This is a genomic window from Sedimenticola sp. (assembly GCF_050289425.1).
In the GTDB taxonomy this organism is placed as follows: domain Bacteria; phylum Pseudomonadota; class Gammaproteobacteria; order Chromatiales; family Chromatiaceae; genus Sedimenticola.
In genome coordinates this window covers 63,050-77,850 of record NZ_JBNKFS010000013.1, presented here as the reverse complement: position 1 = coordinate 77,850, position 14,801 = coordinate 63,050, and the positions used below count along the sequence as shown (strand labels likewise).

The 14,801-nt window shown below is 56.0% G+C and carries 11 protein-coding genes; 8 read left to right on the top strand and 3 right to left on the bottom strand.

Annotated elements, in window-relative coordinates:
* Nucleotides 1-12: 12 nt before the first annotated feature.
* From ACQY5R_RS10790 to gshB, 3 genes are read right to left on the bottom strand one after another with little or no spacing between them, the layout of a single operon-like run.
* Nucleotides 13-900, bottom strand: coding sequence for an energy transducer TonB (locus ACQY5R_RS10790; protein WP_428608071.1), 888 nt, complete (start codon nucleotides 898-900; stop codon nucleotides 13-15).
* 29 nt (nucleotides 901-929) lie between these two features.
* A complete protein-coding gene (locus ACQY5R_RS10785) occupies nucleotides 930-1,985 on the bottom strand; it encodes an FAD:protein FMN transferase (protein ID WP_428608068.1) in 1,056 nt (351 codons plus the stop codon).
* On the bottom strand, nucleotides 1,982-2,932 hold the full coding sequence (gshB, locus tag ACQY5R_RS10780) for a glutathione synthase (protein WP_428608066.1): 951 nt from the start codon (nucleotides 2,930-2,932) through the stop codon (nucleotides 1,982-1,984). The genes ACQY5R_RS10785 and gshB overlap by 4 nt, the downstream gene beginning before the upstream one ends.
* Nucleotides 2,933-3,195: 263 nt before the next feature.
* Between gshB and ACQY5R_RS10775 the strand changes: the two genes are divergently transcribed.
* The 8 genes from ACQY5R_RS10775 (at nucleotide 3,196) to ACQY5R_RS10740 (ending at nucleotide 14,769) form a co-directional block, all read left to right on the top strand.
* On the top strand, nucleotides 3,196-3,564 hold the full coding sequence (locus ACQY5R_RS10775; RefSeq protein WP_428608064.1) for a hypothetical protein: 369 nt from the start codon (nucleotides 3,196-3,198) through the stop codon (nucleotides 3,562-3,564).
* Nucleotides 3,565-3,692: 128 nt separating this feature from the next.
* The gene (locus ACQY5R_RS10770; RefSeq protein ID WP_428608062.1) at nucleotides 3,693-4,412 is read left to right on the top strand and encodes a rhodanese-like domain-containing protein; all 720 of its coding nucleotides are present in this window, start codon (nucleotides 3,693-3,695) and stop codon (nucleotides 4,410-4,412) included.
* Nucleotides 4,413-4,525: 113 nt separating this feature from the next.
* Nucleotides 4,526-4,921 carry a twitching motility response regulator PilG gene (gene pilG / locus ACQY5R_RS10765; protein WP_428608060.1) on the top strand — a complete coding sequence of 132 codons (396 nt, stop codon included), beginning with the start codon at nucleotides 4,526-4,528 and terminating at the stop codon, nucleotides 4,919-4,921.
* 49 nt (nucleotides 4,922-4,970) lie between these two features.
* Nucleotides 4,971-5,393 carry a response regulator gene (locus ACQY5R_RS10760; RefSeq protein WP_428608057.1) on the top strand — a complete coding sequence of 141 codons (423 nt, stop codon included), beginning with the start codon at nucleotides 4,971-4,973 and terminating at the stop codon, nucleotides 5,391-5,393.
* Between the two features lie 10 nt (nucleotides 5,394-5,403).
* Complete coding sequence (locus tag ACQY5R_RS10755; protein WP_428608055.1) at nucleotides 5,404-5,946, top strand: chemotaxis protein CheW; 543 nt, start codon at nucleotides 5,404-5,406, stop codon at nucleotides 5,944-5,946.
* A 118-nt stretch (nucleotides 5,947-6,064) separates the two neighbouring features.
* Nucleotides 6,065-8,119 carry a methyl-accepting chemotaxis protein gene (locus ACQY5R_RS10750; RefSeq protein WP_428608052.1) on the top strand — a complete coding sequence of 685 codons (2,055 nt, stop codon included), beginning with the start codon at nucleotides 6,065-6,067 and terminating at the stop codon, nucleotides 8,117-8,119.
* 183 nt (nucleotides 8,120-8,302) lie between these two features.
* A complete protein-coding gene (locus ACQY5R_RS10745; RefSeq protein ID WP_428608049.1) occupies nucleotides 8,303-14,305 on the top strand; it encodes an Hpt domain-containing protein in 6,003 nt (2,000 codons plus the stop codon).
* Nucleotides 14,302-14,769 carry a chemotaxis protein CheW gene (locus ACQY5R_RS10740; RefSeq protein WP_428608047.1) on the top strand — a complete coding sequence of 156 codons (468 nt, stop codon included), beginning with the start codon at nucleotides 14,302-14,304 and terminating at the stop codon, nucleotides 14,767-14,769. Before ACQY5R_RS10745 ends, ACQY5R_RS10740 begins: the two co-directional genes overlap by 4 nt.
* Nucleotides 14,770-14,801 lie beyond the last annotated feature (32 nt).

The window sequence follows — 14,801 nt, the reverse complement described above, 5'->3', positions numbered from 1 at the left end:
CGTCAGGCCGATCTATTTTGAGAAAAGCTGATCGTTATTGCGAAACTGCCAGGTGCGTATGATATCGAGGATGTCGGTCTCCTTTCTGATCTCGGCCGGGAAGGGAGCAAAAGGTGCAGAGAGTTTGACAATCCTGATCGCGGCGTCATCCAGCAGTTTATGGCCCGAAGAGGTACGTACATTAATCGATTTGACACTGCCGTCCGGGCGGATCGCGACATGCAGCACCAGGTTGCCATACAGCTTGCGCCGCTTTGCCTCGTCCGGATAATTTAGATTGCCTACCCGCTCAACCTTACGCCGCCAGGCGTCCAGATAGCTGGCGTATTTGTACTCCTGGGTGCTGGCCGAGAGGGTCTTGCGCCGGGGGCGCTTGGCATACGCCTTGGTTTTTTTGTCCAGTTCGGCGGTGAGCCGGTTGATCTCCCGGGTGGTGCTTGCCAGCAGCTGAGCGGCGGTTACCTTTCGCTGTTCCGGTTTCTGCGGCTGTCTCTCCGGGGCCGTCTCGATCTTCTGTTTTGCCGGCTGCTGCGTGGTAATCACCTTCTTCGGCTTTTGGGCTGCCGTCTTCGCGGTAGTCGGCGGCATGGGTAGGGTTGCCTGGATCGGCTCCGGCCGTTGCGGAGGCGTCGGCGGCGTTACCTCGGTTTTGGTGCGAACCTTTTCTTTTTGTTCGCCACCCCCTAGCTGGCTGGTTTGGGCAAGAAAATCGGCTTTCTCTGGGGGCTTTTTCAGGTCGGCCTTTTTCGGATGCTGCACCACCATGATTTCCAGTGTGCGATCCGGTGTGGGGGGCTTGGCCGGTGACTCAAGGGTAAAGCTGATGCCCAGGATAGCCATGGCATGCAGGGTGACGGCCACAAATAGTGTCAAACCCAGTCGATCAATCGATGTCGTCATGCCGGCGCGTTTCATCATGCCAGGGTCGATTAACGCTTTAAATTTGGGTTCAGCGGTGGACTGAGTTTGATCTGAAAGCTTTTGTCAGTCAGTTCCACCTTGGATTGCATGGCAGGATTCATATGGATAGTTCCCTCCGTATCCACCAGCAACACATAACCCACTCCCATGCGCTTGGCAATTTCATACCAGCGTGACGGTCCGGCAATAAATAGCGCTGTTGCCGCCGCATCCGCCGTGGTGGCGTCATCGTCTATGACCGTTACCGAGGTTGTACCGACCGCTGGATAGCCGGTACGCGGATCAATAATATGATGATAACGTTTGCCTTCCCAGGTGAAATTCCGTTCGTAGTCACCCGAGGTGAAGATGCTTTCGTTACCCTCGGTCAGGATAAGTCCCAGCACCCCCTCGCCGCTGGGATGGCGGATAGCAATACGCCAGGGTTCGCCATTGCGACTGCCGATCGCCCGCAAATCGCCCCCGGCATTCAAAATGGCGTTGTGAATGCCCAGCTCTTTCAGGTGGTCTACCGCCAGATCAATCCCATAGCCCTTGCCGAAGGCGCCGAAATCGAGTTTGACGGTGGGATTGGTGCTGCGCATCTGGATGCCGTCGATATGCAGATCGCTCATCTTTGGCGCTGCGGTCAATAAGCGGTCAATCGTCTCCTGGGGTGGTGGCCGATGTCCGCTTGGATCGTTGTTGTGGAAGCCCCAGGCATCAATCAGCTGACCGATGGCTGGATTGAACAGACTGTCACTCTTTTCCGACAGATCGATGCCGCGCTTAAGCAGCGGCAGCACGGAAGGAGGGATAGAGAAGGTTTCGCCCGTTTCGATCAGTCGATTTACCCGGCCCAACGGGCCCGGGTCCCAAGCGTGCCAGGAGTGGTGCATGCGCTTGAAGTCATCTTCAATGATGTCCGTTGCCGCCTGCGCGTCCTGCTGTGATACACCGACGATGGTAATGTCCACCAGTGTGCCGAAGGCGAGAAATTTGCCCTTGAACAGGGGCGGCGTGGTGTCACAGGCGGTCAGGAACAGCGTCAACGCCAGACAAACTGCGGTCTTGAGATACTTCATGATGCCAGTTTCTCTTCAATACTATCCATCAGTTGGGCGCTGATATTGAGGCCGAATTGACTATCCAGTTCCCGGATGCAGGTCGGACTGGTGACGTTGATTTCCGTCAGGTAGTCACCGATTACATCCAGCCCGGCAAACAGAATGCCGCGTTGCCGCAGGCTGGGGCCAACCTGTAGTGCGATCCAGCGATCCTGCTCTGACAGTGGAATACCCTGGCCGGTACCGCCGGCTGCCAGATTGCCCCGGGTCTCACCGGGTTTCGGGATGCGCGCCAAGGCGTAGGGTACAGGTTCTCCATCCACCATTAAAATGCGCTTGTCACCCTGACTGATCTCCGGCACAAAACGCTGTGCCATGCTCAGTCGCTTGCCATGCTGGGTGAGCGTCTCGATGATGACGTTGGCATTGGGATCGCCCTGGCGAATCCGGAAGATCGAGCTGCCCCCCATCCCATCCAGCGGTTTGAGGATGATATCTTTCTGCTGTTCCATAAAGCTGAGAATCCGTTCCCGATTGCTGGTGACCAGGGTGGGGGTGCAGCACTGGGGAAACCAGGCGGTGAACAACTTTTCGTTGCAGTCACGCAGGCTGGCGGGGTGATTGACGATGAGTACCCCTCGCTCTTCGGCCTTTTCAAGTAGATAGGTGGTATAGATATAGTCCATGTCGAACGGTGGGTCTTTGCGCATCAGGATAACATCGAGTTCATCCAGTGGAATGGTTTCCTCACCGCTGAAACGAAACCAGCCCTGAGGGTTTTCCTCGACGAGCAGGTTACGTACCCGGGCGCCAGCGCGGTCGTTTTCCAGGAAGAGGTCCGGCTGTTCCATGTAACGCAGGTTCCAGCCCCGACGCTGGGCTTCCAGGAGCATGGCGAATGTGCTGTCCTTCTTGATGTTGATGGAGTCGATGGGATCCATCACAACGCCGAGTGTAATAGTCATTTTTCAATGATACCTGAGGAATACCGGTTTGTCGGTGACCGCCTTGCAACTTTTCTTTTATGAGGTTGCAGTGGCGGTAGTCTGTTGCTATTTTCTCTTAGGTTGTGATCCTAATAAAGTGTCGTAACTAGAAAAAATCAGATTCGATAACGGCTCAATAATATTAATTACACGAAGCGGGCCGGGCACTACAGGGCTGTTTTTGGCTCCTTGCCGTGCTGGCGAATCTAAAGATTTGTGCAGTTTGGGAGGTATGGTGCGTTATGAGAGTGTGGCTAATTCGATATGGAGCAGGCCGCGCTGTCCCGGTCCTGTGCGGGTTCTGCCTGGTGATTTTCGGTTTTGTGATCTCGTTCTCAGTGATGGCTGCTGGGGAAGATGATTATTTGAGCGCGTTGCATCAGGAGGCCGGCAAGGTCGACGGGGGGGCAGTGGGTGAGACGGAGGCGTCGGGCGGCAGGCTTTCTCGGGCCTATTTTGAGCGTGAGCTGAAGGAAAAATATGCCGGTAGTGCAGTGTTTTACGGCAAACTGGCGCCTGGAAGTCAGGAAGAGATTTATCAGGAGTACAAGTCCGGTGCGACCATCTCTGAGTTGAGAAAAAAGATAATGGATCGTTTCCTGCATCGCTGAGAGCAAAAAAACGGAAGAAAAGGTTCAGGTTAGGGGTCTACCGGACGCTAAGCTGAATGCAACAGTGAAGTAATAAAAACAAGCTACGTCAGATAGCGGATCTCTTGGGGGTAATAATGAGGAAAATAATGGCCTTTGTGGCTGTTTGTGTTGCCTTGGTGGCGGCGCAAGGACAGCAAGCGTTCGGTGCGAATGATGAAGTGAAGGTGGGAGCCGAGGGCGGGGTGATACCGCTCTACCTGGGGAAACCCTATCTCCATGTCATGCATGAGGGACGTTCGGTAAAGGTGCAGCGGGTGCAGGATCCGGACTTTGAGCTTCGGGGTTATTTTGCCAAAACCATTCGGCAATGTCCGCCCTTCTGTATTAGGCCGATGGATGTGGATCCGGCTGTAGAGACGATAGGCGAGATAGAGATTTTTCATTTTATGGAGGATCAATTGCGGGATGGTTTAGGCATGATAATCGATGCGAGAACCCCGGAATGGCACGCCAAGGGCACCATTCCTGGTTCGGTGAACATTCCCTTTACAGTTTTGAGTAAAGATGCCGAAGACCCAGAAATGGCGAAGGTGCTGATTTCGTTCGGCGCCAAGCCAAGAGAACCGGTGGGCGAGTTTACGCAAAAATTGGAACAGTGGGGCGTTTTGGACGCGAAACAGATGACCGATAAATGGGACTTTAGCAACTGCAAGGAGCTGGTTCTTTGGTGTAATGGCCCCGCATGCGGTCAGTCACCAAGGGCCATTCAAGGCTTGCTGGCGGTCGGTTATCCCCCGGAAAAAATAAAATATTACCGAGGCGGGATGCAGATGTGGCAACTGTTTGGCCTGACTACGGTGAACTGAACCAGGCATCAGAATGTGGGTGCGAGGATTGTTAGGTGGCAGGAACACTTTACGGCAGGGACCGCAACGTATCCCCCGTGTTAAGGGTTGTGCGAATCAGAGGAAGCTGGCTAATGAATGACGATGTCGATATCTCCGGTCGAAAGGTGATGGTTATCGATGATAGCAAGACAATTCGGAGAACGGCCGAGAGTTTGCTGAAAAAAGCGGGCTGCGAGGTGTTTACGGCCAACGATGGGTTTGAAGCCCTGTCAGTCATCGCCGATACAAATCCGGACATCATATTTGTGGACATTATGATGCCGCGTTTGGATGGCTATCAGACCTGTGCCCTGATCAAACACAACAGTGAATTCAAGAAAACCCCGGTGATCATGCTCTCTTCAAAGGACGGCCTGTTTGACCGAGCCCGGGGCCGCATCGTGGGTTCTGAAGAGTATCTGACCAAACCGTTTACCAAAGATGAGCTGCTAGGTGCCATTCGCAAGCACATTGGCAAGGCAGCCTGATCAGTTGTTGTTACATTCAACATCCTATTAAAGCCGCAGAGATGAGATTATGAGAAGCTTTTTTAAGAAAAACAGTGCAGGACAGTCCGGAGAAGATGCTGCAACGGATGCAACTATTCTGATCGTTGATGATTCCCCCACGGAGACGCACATTCTTAAGGGTATTGTTGAAAGTGGTGGCTATAAAGTGATTACGGCCGCGGACGGTGAGTCGGGTGTCGAGGCGGCAAAGACATCCAAGCCCGATCTGGTGTTGATGGACGTGGTCATGCCGGGGCTGAACGGCTTCCAGGCGACACGCCAGCTCAGCAAGCTACCGGAAACTCAGGATATCCCGGTTATCGTGGTAACCACCAAAGACCAGGAAACGGATCGTGCATGGGGATTGAGACAGGGAGCCAAGGAGTACGTGGTCAAGCCTGTAGCGGCAGAGGAGCTGCTCGGCAAGATCAGGGCCGTGCTTGCCGGTTGATTTGGCTATCATGACGGAAACAACATCGGCCGATCTGCTGCACTTGCTGCAGAACATCGAGAGCAGAAGTCACCAAAATGCGGTGGGCCTGCCAAAGCATAAGGTCCAGCAGTATTGGGAAGGGGTACTGTTCAGTATTGCAGGATTGGGTGTAATTGCCCCGCTTCAGGAGGTTAAGGAAATCCTCAACTATCCGGAAGAGCTGACCCAGGTGCCAGGGACCCAGGACTGGTTGCTCGGCATGGCGAATATTCGGGGCAACTTGCTGCCGATTATCGATCTTCAGCAATTTCTTGGCGGTGCCCCGGTGGTAATCGGACGGCGTAGCCGGGTACTGGTGATCAATCATCAAGGGCTGTATTCGGGTTTGCTGGTGGGAAACGTGCAAGGGATGCGACATTTTCTTGAAGAACAGCGCACCAGCGTCCCTATCCTACCGGAGTATATTAGGCAGTTTGTCCAGGGCGCCTACCAGATAGAGGGCGCAATCAGGCCGGTATTCAGTATGCATCTGCTTGCAGAAAATACTGAGTTTAGGGTGGCCTCACTATGATCCTGAGATCCGCGGATTCCAGGCTGATTTTTTTTCAGGCGATTTCTGTGTGTGAACGTTTGTCTTTTGTGGCAACAGAAACCTTACAAGAACAAGCCTCTTGCGGGAGAGAGACTAAATGAATACCAGGGCTACCAAAAGAACAGGCGGTGGAGCTGCCTCAAATAAGCTGGTTTTGATTTTATCCATCGGATTGCTGGTCACGTTGTTGGCAACACTGCTCGCATTCGCCAATGTGTCGAAGTGGGCGGCGAATGACGAAATCTACATCATCCGATCTGAAGAGCAGCGAGTGGTCTCTCAGGAAATCGCCAAAAGCGCCCTCTCGGCCGCTGCGGGTAACCAGGCGGCATTCGGCCAGTTACGTGAAGCCCGGGACAAGTTTGAGCGCATCCTGGCGGAGTTGAAGCAAGGTGACCCGACGGTGAATCTGCCCGCCTCTCCCCAACCGGTGCAGTCACAGTTACGTGAAGTGGAGAGTGCCTGGCTGGAACTGCGTCAGAATGCCGATGATATTTTGGCAAACCGGGACGCCATTCTCTCGGTACAGGAATTCATCGGTGTGATTACCGAGTTCATGCCGCAACTGCAAGAGCTCTCCGAGCAGGTGATCAGTGACCTGGTTGCCACCAAGGCGGACCCTGCACAGATAGCCATCGCCTCCCGGCAGTTAATGCTGTCTGAACGTATCGATAAAAACGTGAACAAGGTGTTGGCGGGCGGCCAGGCCACGGCCGCGGCCATCGACCAGTTCAGTCGTGATTCCGATCATCTGGGTCGTGTCTTGGACGGCATGTTGGAGGGAAGTGATTCTCTCAAGATCGCCAAGATTACCAATCCTGAAATTGTGCAGAAGCTGCGTGAAGCCGCCATGCTGTTCAGTTCCATCAACGATCATGCGGACGAAATCATTGAGACGGTTCCTGCGGTGCTGCCGGCACTGGAAGCGGCCGGCCAGGTTACCGCCGTGTCTGACCGGGTGAACGACGCCACGCAAAAGCTGGTTGAGGCCTACGGTGACAGCCCGGGCTTGATCAGTATTATGGGTGTCAAGGCTGGCCCCGTATTGATTGCATTGCTGGGTGGTATCGCTATTGCCATGCTGGTCTCTCTCGGATATGCCTTGTTGCTGACGGCCCGGCGTCGTGAGGTGGAGAGTAGCCAGCTGAACGAACGAAACCAGCAGGCTATTTTGCGACTGCTGGATGAAATGGGCGACTTGGCGGATGGTGACCTGACGGTAACCGCGACGGTAACCGAGGATGTTACCGGCGCCATCGCCGACTCGATCAACTACGCTATCGAAGCGCTGCGCAGCCTGGTAACTACCATTAACGAAATCTCCGAGCAGGTATCGACGTCGGCACAGGAGAGTCGTGCCACAGCCATGCATCTGGCGGAAGCGAGTGAGCACCAAGCCGATCAGATCACCTCGGCGACGTCAGCCATCAACCAAATGGCTTCCGCCATTGACCAGATGTCCCAGGAAGCAACGGAATCTGCAACGGTGGCACAGCACTCGGTTGAAATCGCGGCGAAGGGCAACGAGACCGTGCGTCGCACCATTAAGGGCATGGATACCATTCGCGAACAGATTCAAGAAACCTCCAAGCGAATCAAGCGACTGGGTGAAAGTTCCCAGGAGATTGGTGATATCGTGGAGCTGATTGATGACATCGCCGATCAGACCAACATCTTGGCGTTGAATGCTGCCATGCAGGCGGCGATGGCGGGTGAAGCCGGTCGTGGTTTCGCCGTGGTTGCCGACGAGGTGCAGCGACTTGCGGAACGTTCCGGTAACGCTACCAAACAGATTGAGGCGCTGGTTAAGACCATTCAGGCGGATACCAATGAGGCGGTCTCTTCCATGGAAGCGACCACCACCGAAGTGGTGTCGGGTGCTCAGCTGGCAGAGGATGCCGGTGAGGCGCTGAAAGAGATTGAGAGTGTATCGAATCACATCTCCGAACGTATTCAGCGTGTGGCTGACACCGCACAGACGCAGTCTGAAGAGGCGGCCCGAGTGAATGACACCATGAGTGTCATCCAGGAGATCACCACCCAGACATCGGATGGTACCAATCAGACCGCTGCGTCGATTGGTGCCCTGGCGGATATGGCGGATGAACTGCAACGTTCGGTCGCCGGTTTCCGTCTCCCAGAATACAACTGACGGACACTTGCCGTGGATGAACGGATACCCGGATCAGGTCGTGTTGCAGTCGGCTGTCGCAGAGATCAAGCCATTATATATCCCCGGCAGGTTTGCGGCGGATATGGCAGGGTCAAGCGCTGCACGCATGTCGACCGTACGCCGGGAAAGATAAACCACCACTGGCATAGATGAAGGCCTGGTATGAGTGATGTCCAAGATCATAGTGCGCTGAAATGGATCAGGGTTGAACTTGATTCATCTCTTGAGACGGCTCGGCATGCGCTGGAGGCGTACGTGGATGAAGCCGGTCCGGAATCGGAACTGGAGAGCTGTATTGCCAGCCTGCATCAGGTTCGGGGTACTTTGCAACTGATGCAGTTGTACGGTGCCGCCATGCTGGCGGAAGAGATGGAGGGAGTGGCCAAGGCACTAGGGGCACTCGGAGAGCAGCGGCGGAAAGAGTCGGCCGAAGCGCTTATGGTCGGGTTGGCACAACTGCCTGAGTACCTGGAAAAGATTGAGTCCGGTTCACCGGATAACCCTATTCTACTGCTACCGCTGATGAATGAACTGCGGGCAGCCCGAGACGCCGCTCTGTTGTCAGAGGTAGCGCTGTTTGCCCCGGACCTGGAAAGCAAACTCTTGCCTGCCGACGGCACCCAGGAAGCCAATCCCGAACTGCCGGCCACTGCAAAAAAACTTCGGTTTAAGTACCACAAGGCACTGCTCGACTGGTATCGGGGCGCCGATGTGGCGGGTGGGTTAGAGCGTATCGCGGGGGTCTTCCAGGACCTGGCTGATCGTGCCGGAACGGATCAGGTAAAGCGGTTATTTGAGGTGGCGCAGGCCGTGGTTAATGCCTTGCGTGACGAGAGCCTCGATTCCGGTATTGCCACTAAACTGCTGGTTGGTAAGGTCGACCGGGAAATCAAGCGAATCATTGATGATGGCGAGCAAGCGGTTGCCACTTCTCCCTCCAATGATCTGATCAAGAATCTGCTCTACTATACCGCCTGTGCGGATTCCTCCGATCCATTGGTGGCTCAGGTCAAGCAGGCGTTTGACCTGACACACGGACCGATTAGCCAGGCTGGTCTGGGCAGTGATCAAGTCGATTTGCACGCGCCTGGAAAAGAGCTGCTGGATTCATTGCGTAGCGCAATCAGTGCGGATCTGACAGCCATCAAAGATCAGCTCGACCTGTTTATCCGCAGCAAGCGCGGGGATCTCAGCCGCCTGCAGGCCCAGCAGGAACCGTTGAAAAAACTGGCCGATACTCTCGGTATGGTGGGCCAAGGCGAGTTGCGCTCACGCCTCATGCGCCAGGCGGACAAGATTGGCGAAATCGTTGCCGCCGGCAGCTATCCCGATGATCAGGATCTCATGGCCATGGCCAGTGATATCCTATTTATCGAAACCTCTTTGAATAACCTGTCCGTGGTCAGGCGCTACACCCAACCTCAGAGTGATCAAGTGCAATCCAGCCTCCCCGAGGGCGAATTTGAGCGGCTGGTTGACTCGGTGATGCATGAGGCAGGTATCGATATGGCCCGCAACAAAGAGGCCATTATCAACTTTATCGAGACACCGGAAAATAAAGCCTTACTGGCGGATGTGCCGCGACGCTTTAACGGTATTGCCGGCGCATTCAGCGTGTTAACGCTGAATGATGCGGCGGTATTGATGGGACGGCTGAATCACTATGTGGAGCAAACCCTGCTTGGTGACAAAGGGGTGCCCAGTACGTCTGATTTGGATGCATTTGCCGATGCCGTTACCGGCATTGAGTACTTTATGGAGGCGGTTACAGAAGGCCGTGGCATCCATCCGGAGATTCTCGATGTGACCCGGGACGCTCTCGCGCGCCTTAATGTTCCGGATACCTCGGAGCAAGCGCAGTCGGAAGCGGCCGAGCCAGATGCTGAACCGATCGTGGCCGAGGCGGATGAGCCGGCGTTGGCAGCGGTTGGTCTTGAAGCAGCGGATGCGTCCGCTGTTGAGGAAGATTCCCTAACCGTCGAGCCGGAGCCAACTCCAGTCCATACCCCTTCAGCGGATAAGCCCGCGCTGGAGGATATTGATGCCGAGATTCTTGAAATCTTCATTGAAGAGTCGGAAGAGGAGCTGGCCGTCATCCAGGAATATCTGCCACGCTGGTGCCAGAATCGCGATGACCGGGATGCGCTCACGACTTTCCGCCGCTCTTTCCACACCCTAAAAGGCAGTGGCCGGCTAGTGGGTGCCAAAACCATCGGTGAGTTTGCCTGGGCAGTTGAAAACCTGCTGAATCGGGTCATCGATGAAACGATTGAAGTGTCACCATCGGTAATCCAGCTGTTGAATGACGCGGTAGCGATACTGCCGACATTGATCGAGTGTCAAAAGAGTGGGGTGGCAGCCACGGTCGATACCCAACCTTTGATTGACAGGGCGGAGGCGCTGGCGCAACCGGGACGCGCCGCGGCAGAACCCACTGAAACGGTGCCAGCCGAAGAAGCGGAAGCGCCGCAGAGTGCCGAAGACAAACTGGATATTCTTGAAGACGAGATCGCCAGTGATGCGTCATTGGCGTTTAGCTCTGAAGATGAGCAAGAAGAGATAGCGGCGACACCAGAACCGTCAGCGGAGATAGAGGCGGTTGACGAATTGTCGGTAGAGCCATTTGATGTTGCCGAAGCCGAAGCCGAAGCCGAAGCCGAAGCCGAAGCCGAAGCCGAAGCCGAAGCCGAAATTGAAATCGATGTTGTCGATAGTGACGATGTTGAGGTGTCAGAGGAATCCGCGCCGATCAGCATGGATGAGACGCTGCTGGAGATATTCGAAGCGGAGTCGCGGACCCATATCGAGACGCTGAGCCAGTTCCGTGAGGCCTGCAGCAATAACCCGGTTGCCTGTCGGATTGGCAAAGAACTGGTGCGGGCCCTGCATACCCTGCACGGCAGTGCCGAGATGGCCGGGGTCGATTCCATCGCCCAGGTCAGTACGGCGCTGGAATCCCTGGTGGCGGATCTCAACGGTCTTGGCAAGCATGCCGATCCGGCGGCACTGGAGTTGATCGGCCGTAGTGTTGATCTGTTCATCGATGTCCTCGGTGTCATCAATGCACCCGGCGCGCAACTGCCGGATTGGCAGGAGTTGGTGGGGGATATCCATGCCTACGGGCGCACGGTGGAAGCGGCGCCGGATGTGGAGAATACGGCACCTTCTGCAGCGGAAGCCACTCCCCCGCCGGTAGAGACCGACGTCGACGTCGAGACGGTGTCAACGGCGACGGAGGGAACGGAAGCCGAACTGGACCCGGTTCCGGACATCAAGCCCGTGGAGGACGATGAGCCGGTTACAGATACCGGTATAGAGCAGATCGAACTGGTGGAGCAGGAACCGATACCGGATGAAGCGCCCGGCGTCGATATGGCGGGCTCGGCTGAGCAAAACGAAGCGACGGCCGAGTTACCGGAAGTCATTGAGGACACCGAGGAACAGCCGTCTACTGAAAGGCCGGATGATCAAGCGCTGTCTGATGCACAGCTGGTAGCGCCTGAAGGTGTGGAAGAATCCCTGGCTGTTGGTGATGAACAGGTCATCAGCCGTGCTTTACCGGCAATGGTGGAGTTGGAGGGTGATCCCGAGCTGGTGGACATCTTCCTGGAAGAGGCACGGGAACTGCTCGAATCTCTCGAGGAGACACTTCAGGCGGTCGCCTTCGATCTCGGCGATAAGCAGGCATCGGAAGAGCTGCAGCGTACGTTGCATACCTTGAAGGGTGGCGCACGTCTGGCCGGGGCGATGCCGATTGGCGATCTCAGCCACGGTTTCGAGTCCCTGTTAACCGCTGTCGATCAAGAGAAGGTCACCACGGGTGATGATCTGGTCACGCTCACCCATGAAGTGGTGGATCGACTGGCCGAACAGATTGATGATCTCTCAGGTGGCCCCCGGTTACGCGGGGCGGAAGATCTGGTTCAAAAGATGGAGTCGTGGCTGAAGGCGGGCGGTCCACCTGTCGTGATCGAGCCAGAGAACGAATCGGAACCTGAACTCAGCGTGGTGACCGAGACGGCGCCTGCGCCGGATGAGATGACTGCTGCCTCCGCCGAGGCTGAGCCGGATTATGAACACGGGGCGGATGATCAGCCGGCTGAGATGGCAGACGAAACGCCAGTCGTTGAGGCGGAAACGGTAGCCATCGAGGATGGACTCGATCAAGCCGATGTCACGCTGCTTGAGGAAGAGACGAACGAAATCGAAATCGCCGATGGCCCGGTCGCTGAGCCATCGCCGGAAATTGACGCGCCTGATATTTCCGGCGCCTCCATGAGCGTGACGGCCGAAGAAACCGGGTCAATGCCGGGGCGGGCCCAGCGTGAGCAGGTACGTGTGCGATCCGACCTGCTGGATCGACTGGTAAACTACGCCGGTGAGGTGAGTATTTACCGAACCCGCATCGAACAACAGAACGGGCAACTGGGCTTTAACCTGTCGGAGCTGGAGCAGACCATTAGCCGTCTGCGTGAGCAGCTGCGCCAGTTGGAGATCGAAACCGAGGCGCAGATCCTATTCCGGTATGAGCAGGATCGGGGTGACGAACCGTCTCACGATGCTTCATTTGATCCCCTAGAACTCGATCGTTTCTCCGCCATGCAGCAGGTTTCCCGAAGCTTGATGGAGACGGTGAACGACCTGTCCAACATCAACAATTTCCTGGAAGAGCTACAGTCGGAGACGGATACCCTGCTGTTGCAGCAGTCTCGTATCACCACCGATCTGCAGGATGGTCTGATGCGTACCCGCATGGTGCCGTTCTCTCAGATCGTTCCGCGTCTACACCGGGTGGTGCGGCAAACCTGTAATCAGCTCGATAAACGTGCCGAACTGGTGATTCAGGGAGCGGGTAGCGAGATCGATCGCGGTATCCTGGAACGCATGATCGGTCCCCTCGAGCACATTCTGCGTAATGCTATTGCCCACGGCATCGAAACCCCTGGCGAACGTGCCGGCAAAGGTAAGTCTGAAACCGGCCAGATCCGTTTGCAGCTATCCAGAGAGGGATCGGACGTGCAGATCGTCATCTCGGACGATGGTGCCGGGGTGAATATGAATAAGATCAGAGAGCAGGCGATCAAGAGTGGCCTGCTCGATCCCAAGGCCGATGTCTCGGACTCCGACGTATTGCCATTCGTGTTGGAGCATGGATTCAGTACGGCCCAGGAAGTGACACAAATCTCCGGGCGTGGCGTCGGCTTGGATGTGGTGGTGAGCGAGGTCAAACAGTTGGGTGGCTCGCTGGATATCACTTCCCAGAAGGGGCAGGGTGCCAACTTTATTATCCGTCTGCCACTGACATTGGCTATCACCGATGCCTTGCTGGTGGAACTCTGTGGCGAGATCTACGCCATCCCTCACAGCAGTGTCGAGGGTGTGGTAAGGGTTTCCCGACAGGAGCTCGACGCCTGTTACAGCGGTCGGCAGTCGGTGTACAGCTACGCCGGTCAGGATTACCAGGTCCGCTATATGGGGAACATGCTCAATGTGGGGCAGGTCAATCTCTCGGATCAGCGTAAGTGGTACCCGCTGCTGCTGGTACGGGCGGGTGACCATCACGTAGCCATGCAGGTTGACGGGTTGTTGGGTAACCGCCAGATCGTGGTGAAATCGGTCGGTGTGCAGGTATCCACCGTACGCTGGATCTCCGGCGGCACTATCCTGGGCGATGGCCGTGTGGCGCTGATCCTGGATGTGACTGCACTGGTGCGTTCGGATGTGGCTCAGACGGCGGCACCGCAACATGAGGTGGCACGCGTCGATATGGCGGCGCCGGAGCCGGGTGTCGGTCGTACCGTGATGGTGGTGGATGATTCCATCACCGTACGCAAAGTAACCGGTCGCCTGCTGGAACGTCACGGTATGAATGTGCTGACCGCGAAGGATGGCGTGGATGCGGTGGCGATGCTGCAGGAACAACGCCCGGATATCATGCTGCTGGATATCGAGATGCCGAGAATGGACGGCTATGAGCTGGCCCGGCATATGCGTAATTCGGATGAGCTGAAGGAGATTCCGATCATCATGATCACTTCACGTACCGGCGATAAGCACCGGAACCTGGCTATGGAATTGGGTGTGAAACGCTACCTCGGTAAGCCGTATCAAGAGAGTGAGCTGCTGGACAATATCTATTCCGTACTCGATGAGGAGGTGCGATGAGCAACCGGACCTCTGCCGAAGTAAGGGGTGTATTGTTACCGCTGCAGGAGAGCCAATTGCTGCTGCCCAATGCCGCGGTTTGTGAGGTGGTGAGCTACCAATCGCCGGATCCTGTCACCAACAGCGCACCGGACTGGGTTCTGGGGGCGTTCAATTGGCGCAGTCATGCGCTGCCGTTGGTCTCCTATGAACGCTTGCTGGGTCAAGATGGGGGTGAAATCGGACATCGTGCCCGGGTCGCTATCTGTAATACCCTGAATGGTAACGACCAGATACCCTATATCGGTATCCTGTTGCGTTCGGCTCCCCACTTGGTACGCGTGACCGAGGCGTCAATCGCCCCCTATTCTGGCGATGCGCAGCCGACCCCCATGGTCGTCAACCGGGTCCTGATCAATGGGGTCGATGCCTTGATCCCGGATCTGGATGCGTTGGAATCGGCCCTGTCGGACCTCCATCTCTGAAGCGAAACGCATGGGCGGCATGGGCGCCGCCC

Coding starts and splice junctions, on each gene's coding strand:
- ACQY5R_RS10750 (WP_428608052.1), top strand. CDS start 6,065: ATGAATACCAGGGCTACCAAAAGAACAGGCGGTGGAGCTGCCTCAAAT.
- ACQY5R_RS10740 (WP_428608047.1), top strand. CDS start 14,302: ATGAGCAACCGGACCTCTGCCGAAGTAAGGGGTGTATTGTTACCGCTG.
- ACQY5R_RS10790 (WP_428608071.1), bottom strand. CDS start 900: ATGACGACATCGATTGATCGACTGGGTTTGACACTATTTGTGGCCGTC.
- ACQY5R_RS10770 (WP_428608062.1), top strand. CDS start 3,693: ATGGCCTTTGTGGCTGTTTGTGTTGCCTTGGTGGCGGCGCAAGGACAG.
- ACQY5R_RS10760 (WP_428608057.1), top strand. CDS start 4,971: ATGAGAAGCTTTTTTAAGAAAAACAGTGCAGGACAGTCCGGAGAAGAT.
- pilG (WP_428608060.1), top strand. CDS start 4,526: ATGAATGACGATGTCGATATCTCCGGTCGAAAGGTGATGGTTATCGAT.
- ACQY5R_RS10745 (WP_428608049.1), top strand. CDS start 8,303: ATGAGTGATGTCCAAGATCATAGTGCGCTGAAATGGATCAGGGTTGAA.
- ACQY5R_RS10755 (WP_428608055.1), top strand. CDS start 5,404: ATGACGGAAACAACATCGGCCGATCTGCTGCACTTGCTGCAGAACATC.
- gshB (WP_428608066.1), bottom strand. CDS start 2,932: ATGACTATTACACTCGGCGTTGTGATGGATCCCATCGACTCCATCAAC.
- ACQY5R_RS10785 (WP_428608068.1), bottom strand. CDS start 1,985: ATGAAGTATCTCAAGACCGCAGTTTGTCTGGCGTTGACGCTGTTCCTG.
- ACQY5R_RS10775 (WP_428608064.1), top strand. CDS start 3,196: ATGAGAGTGTGGCTAATTCGATATGGAGCAGGCCGCGCTGTCCCGGTC.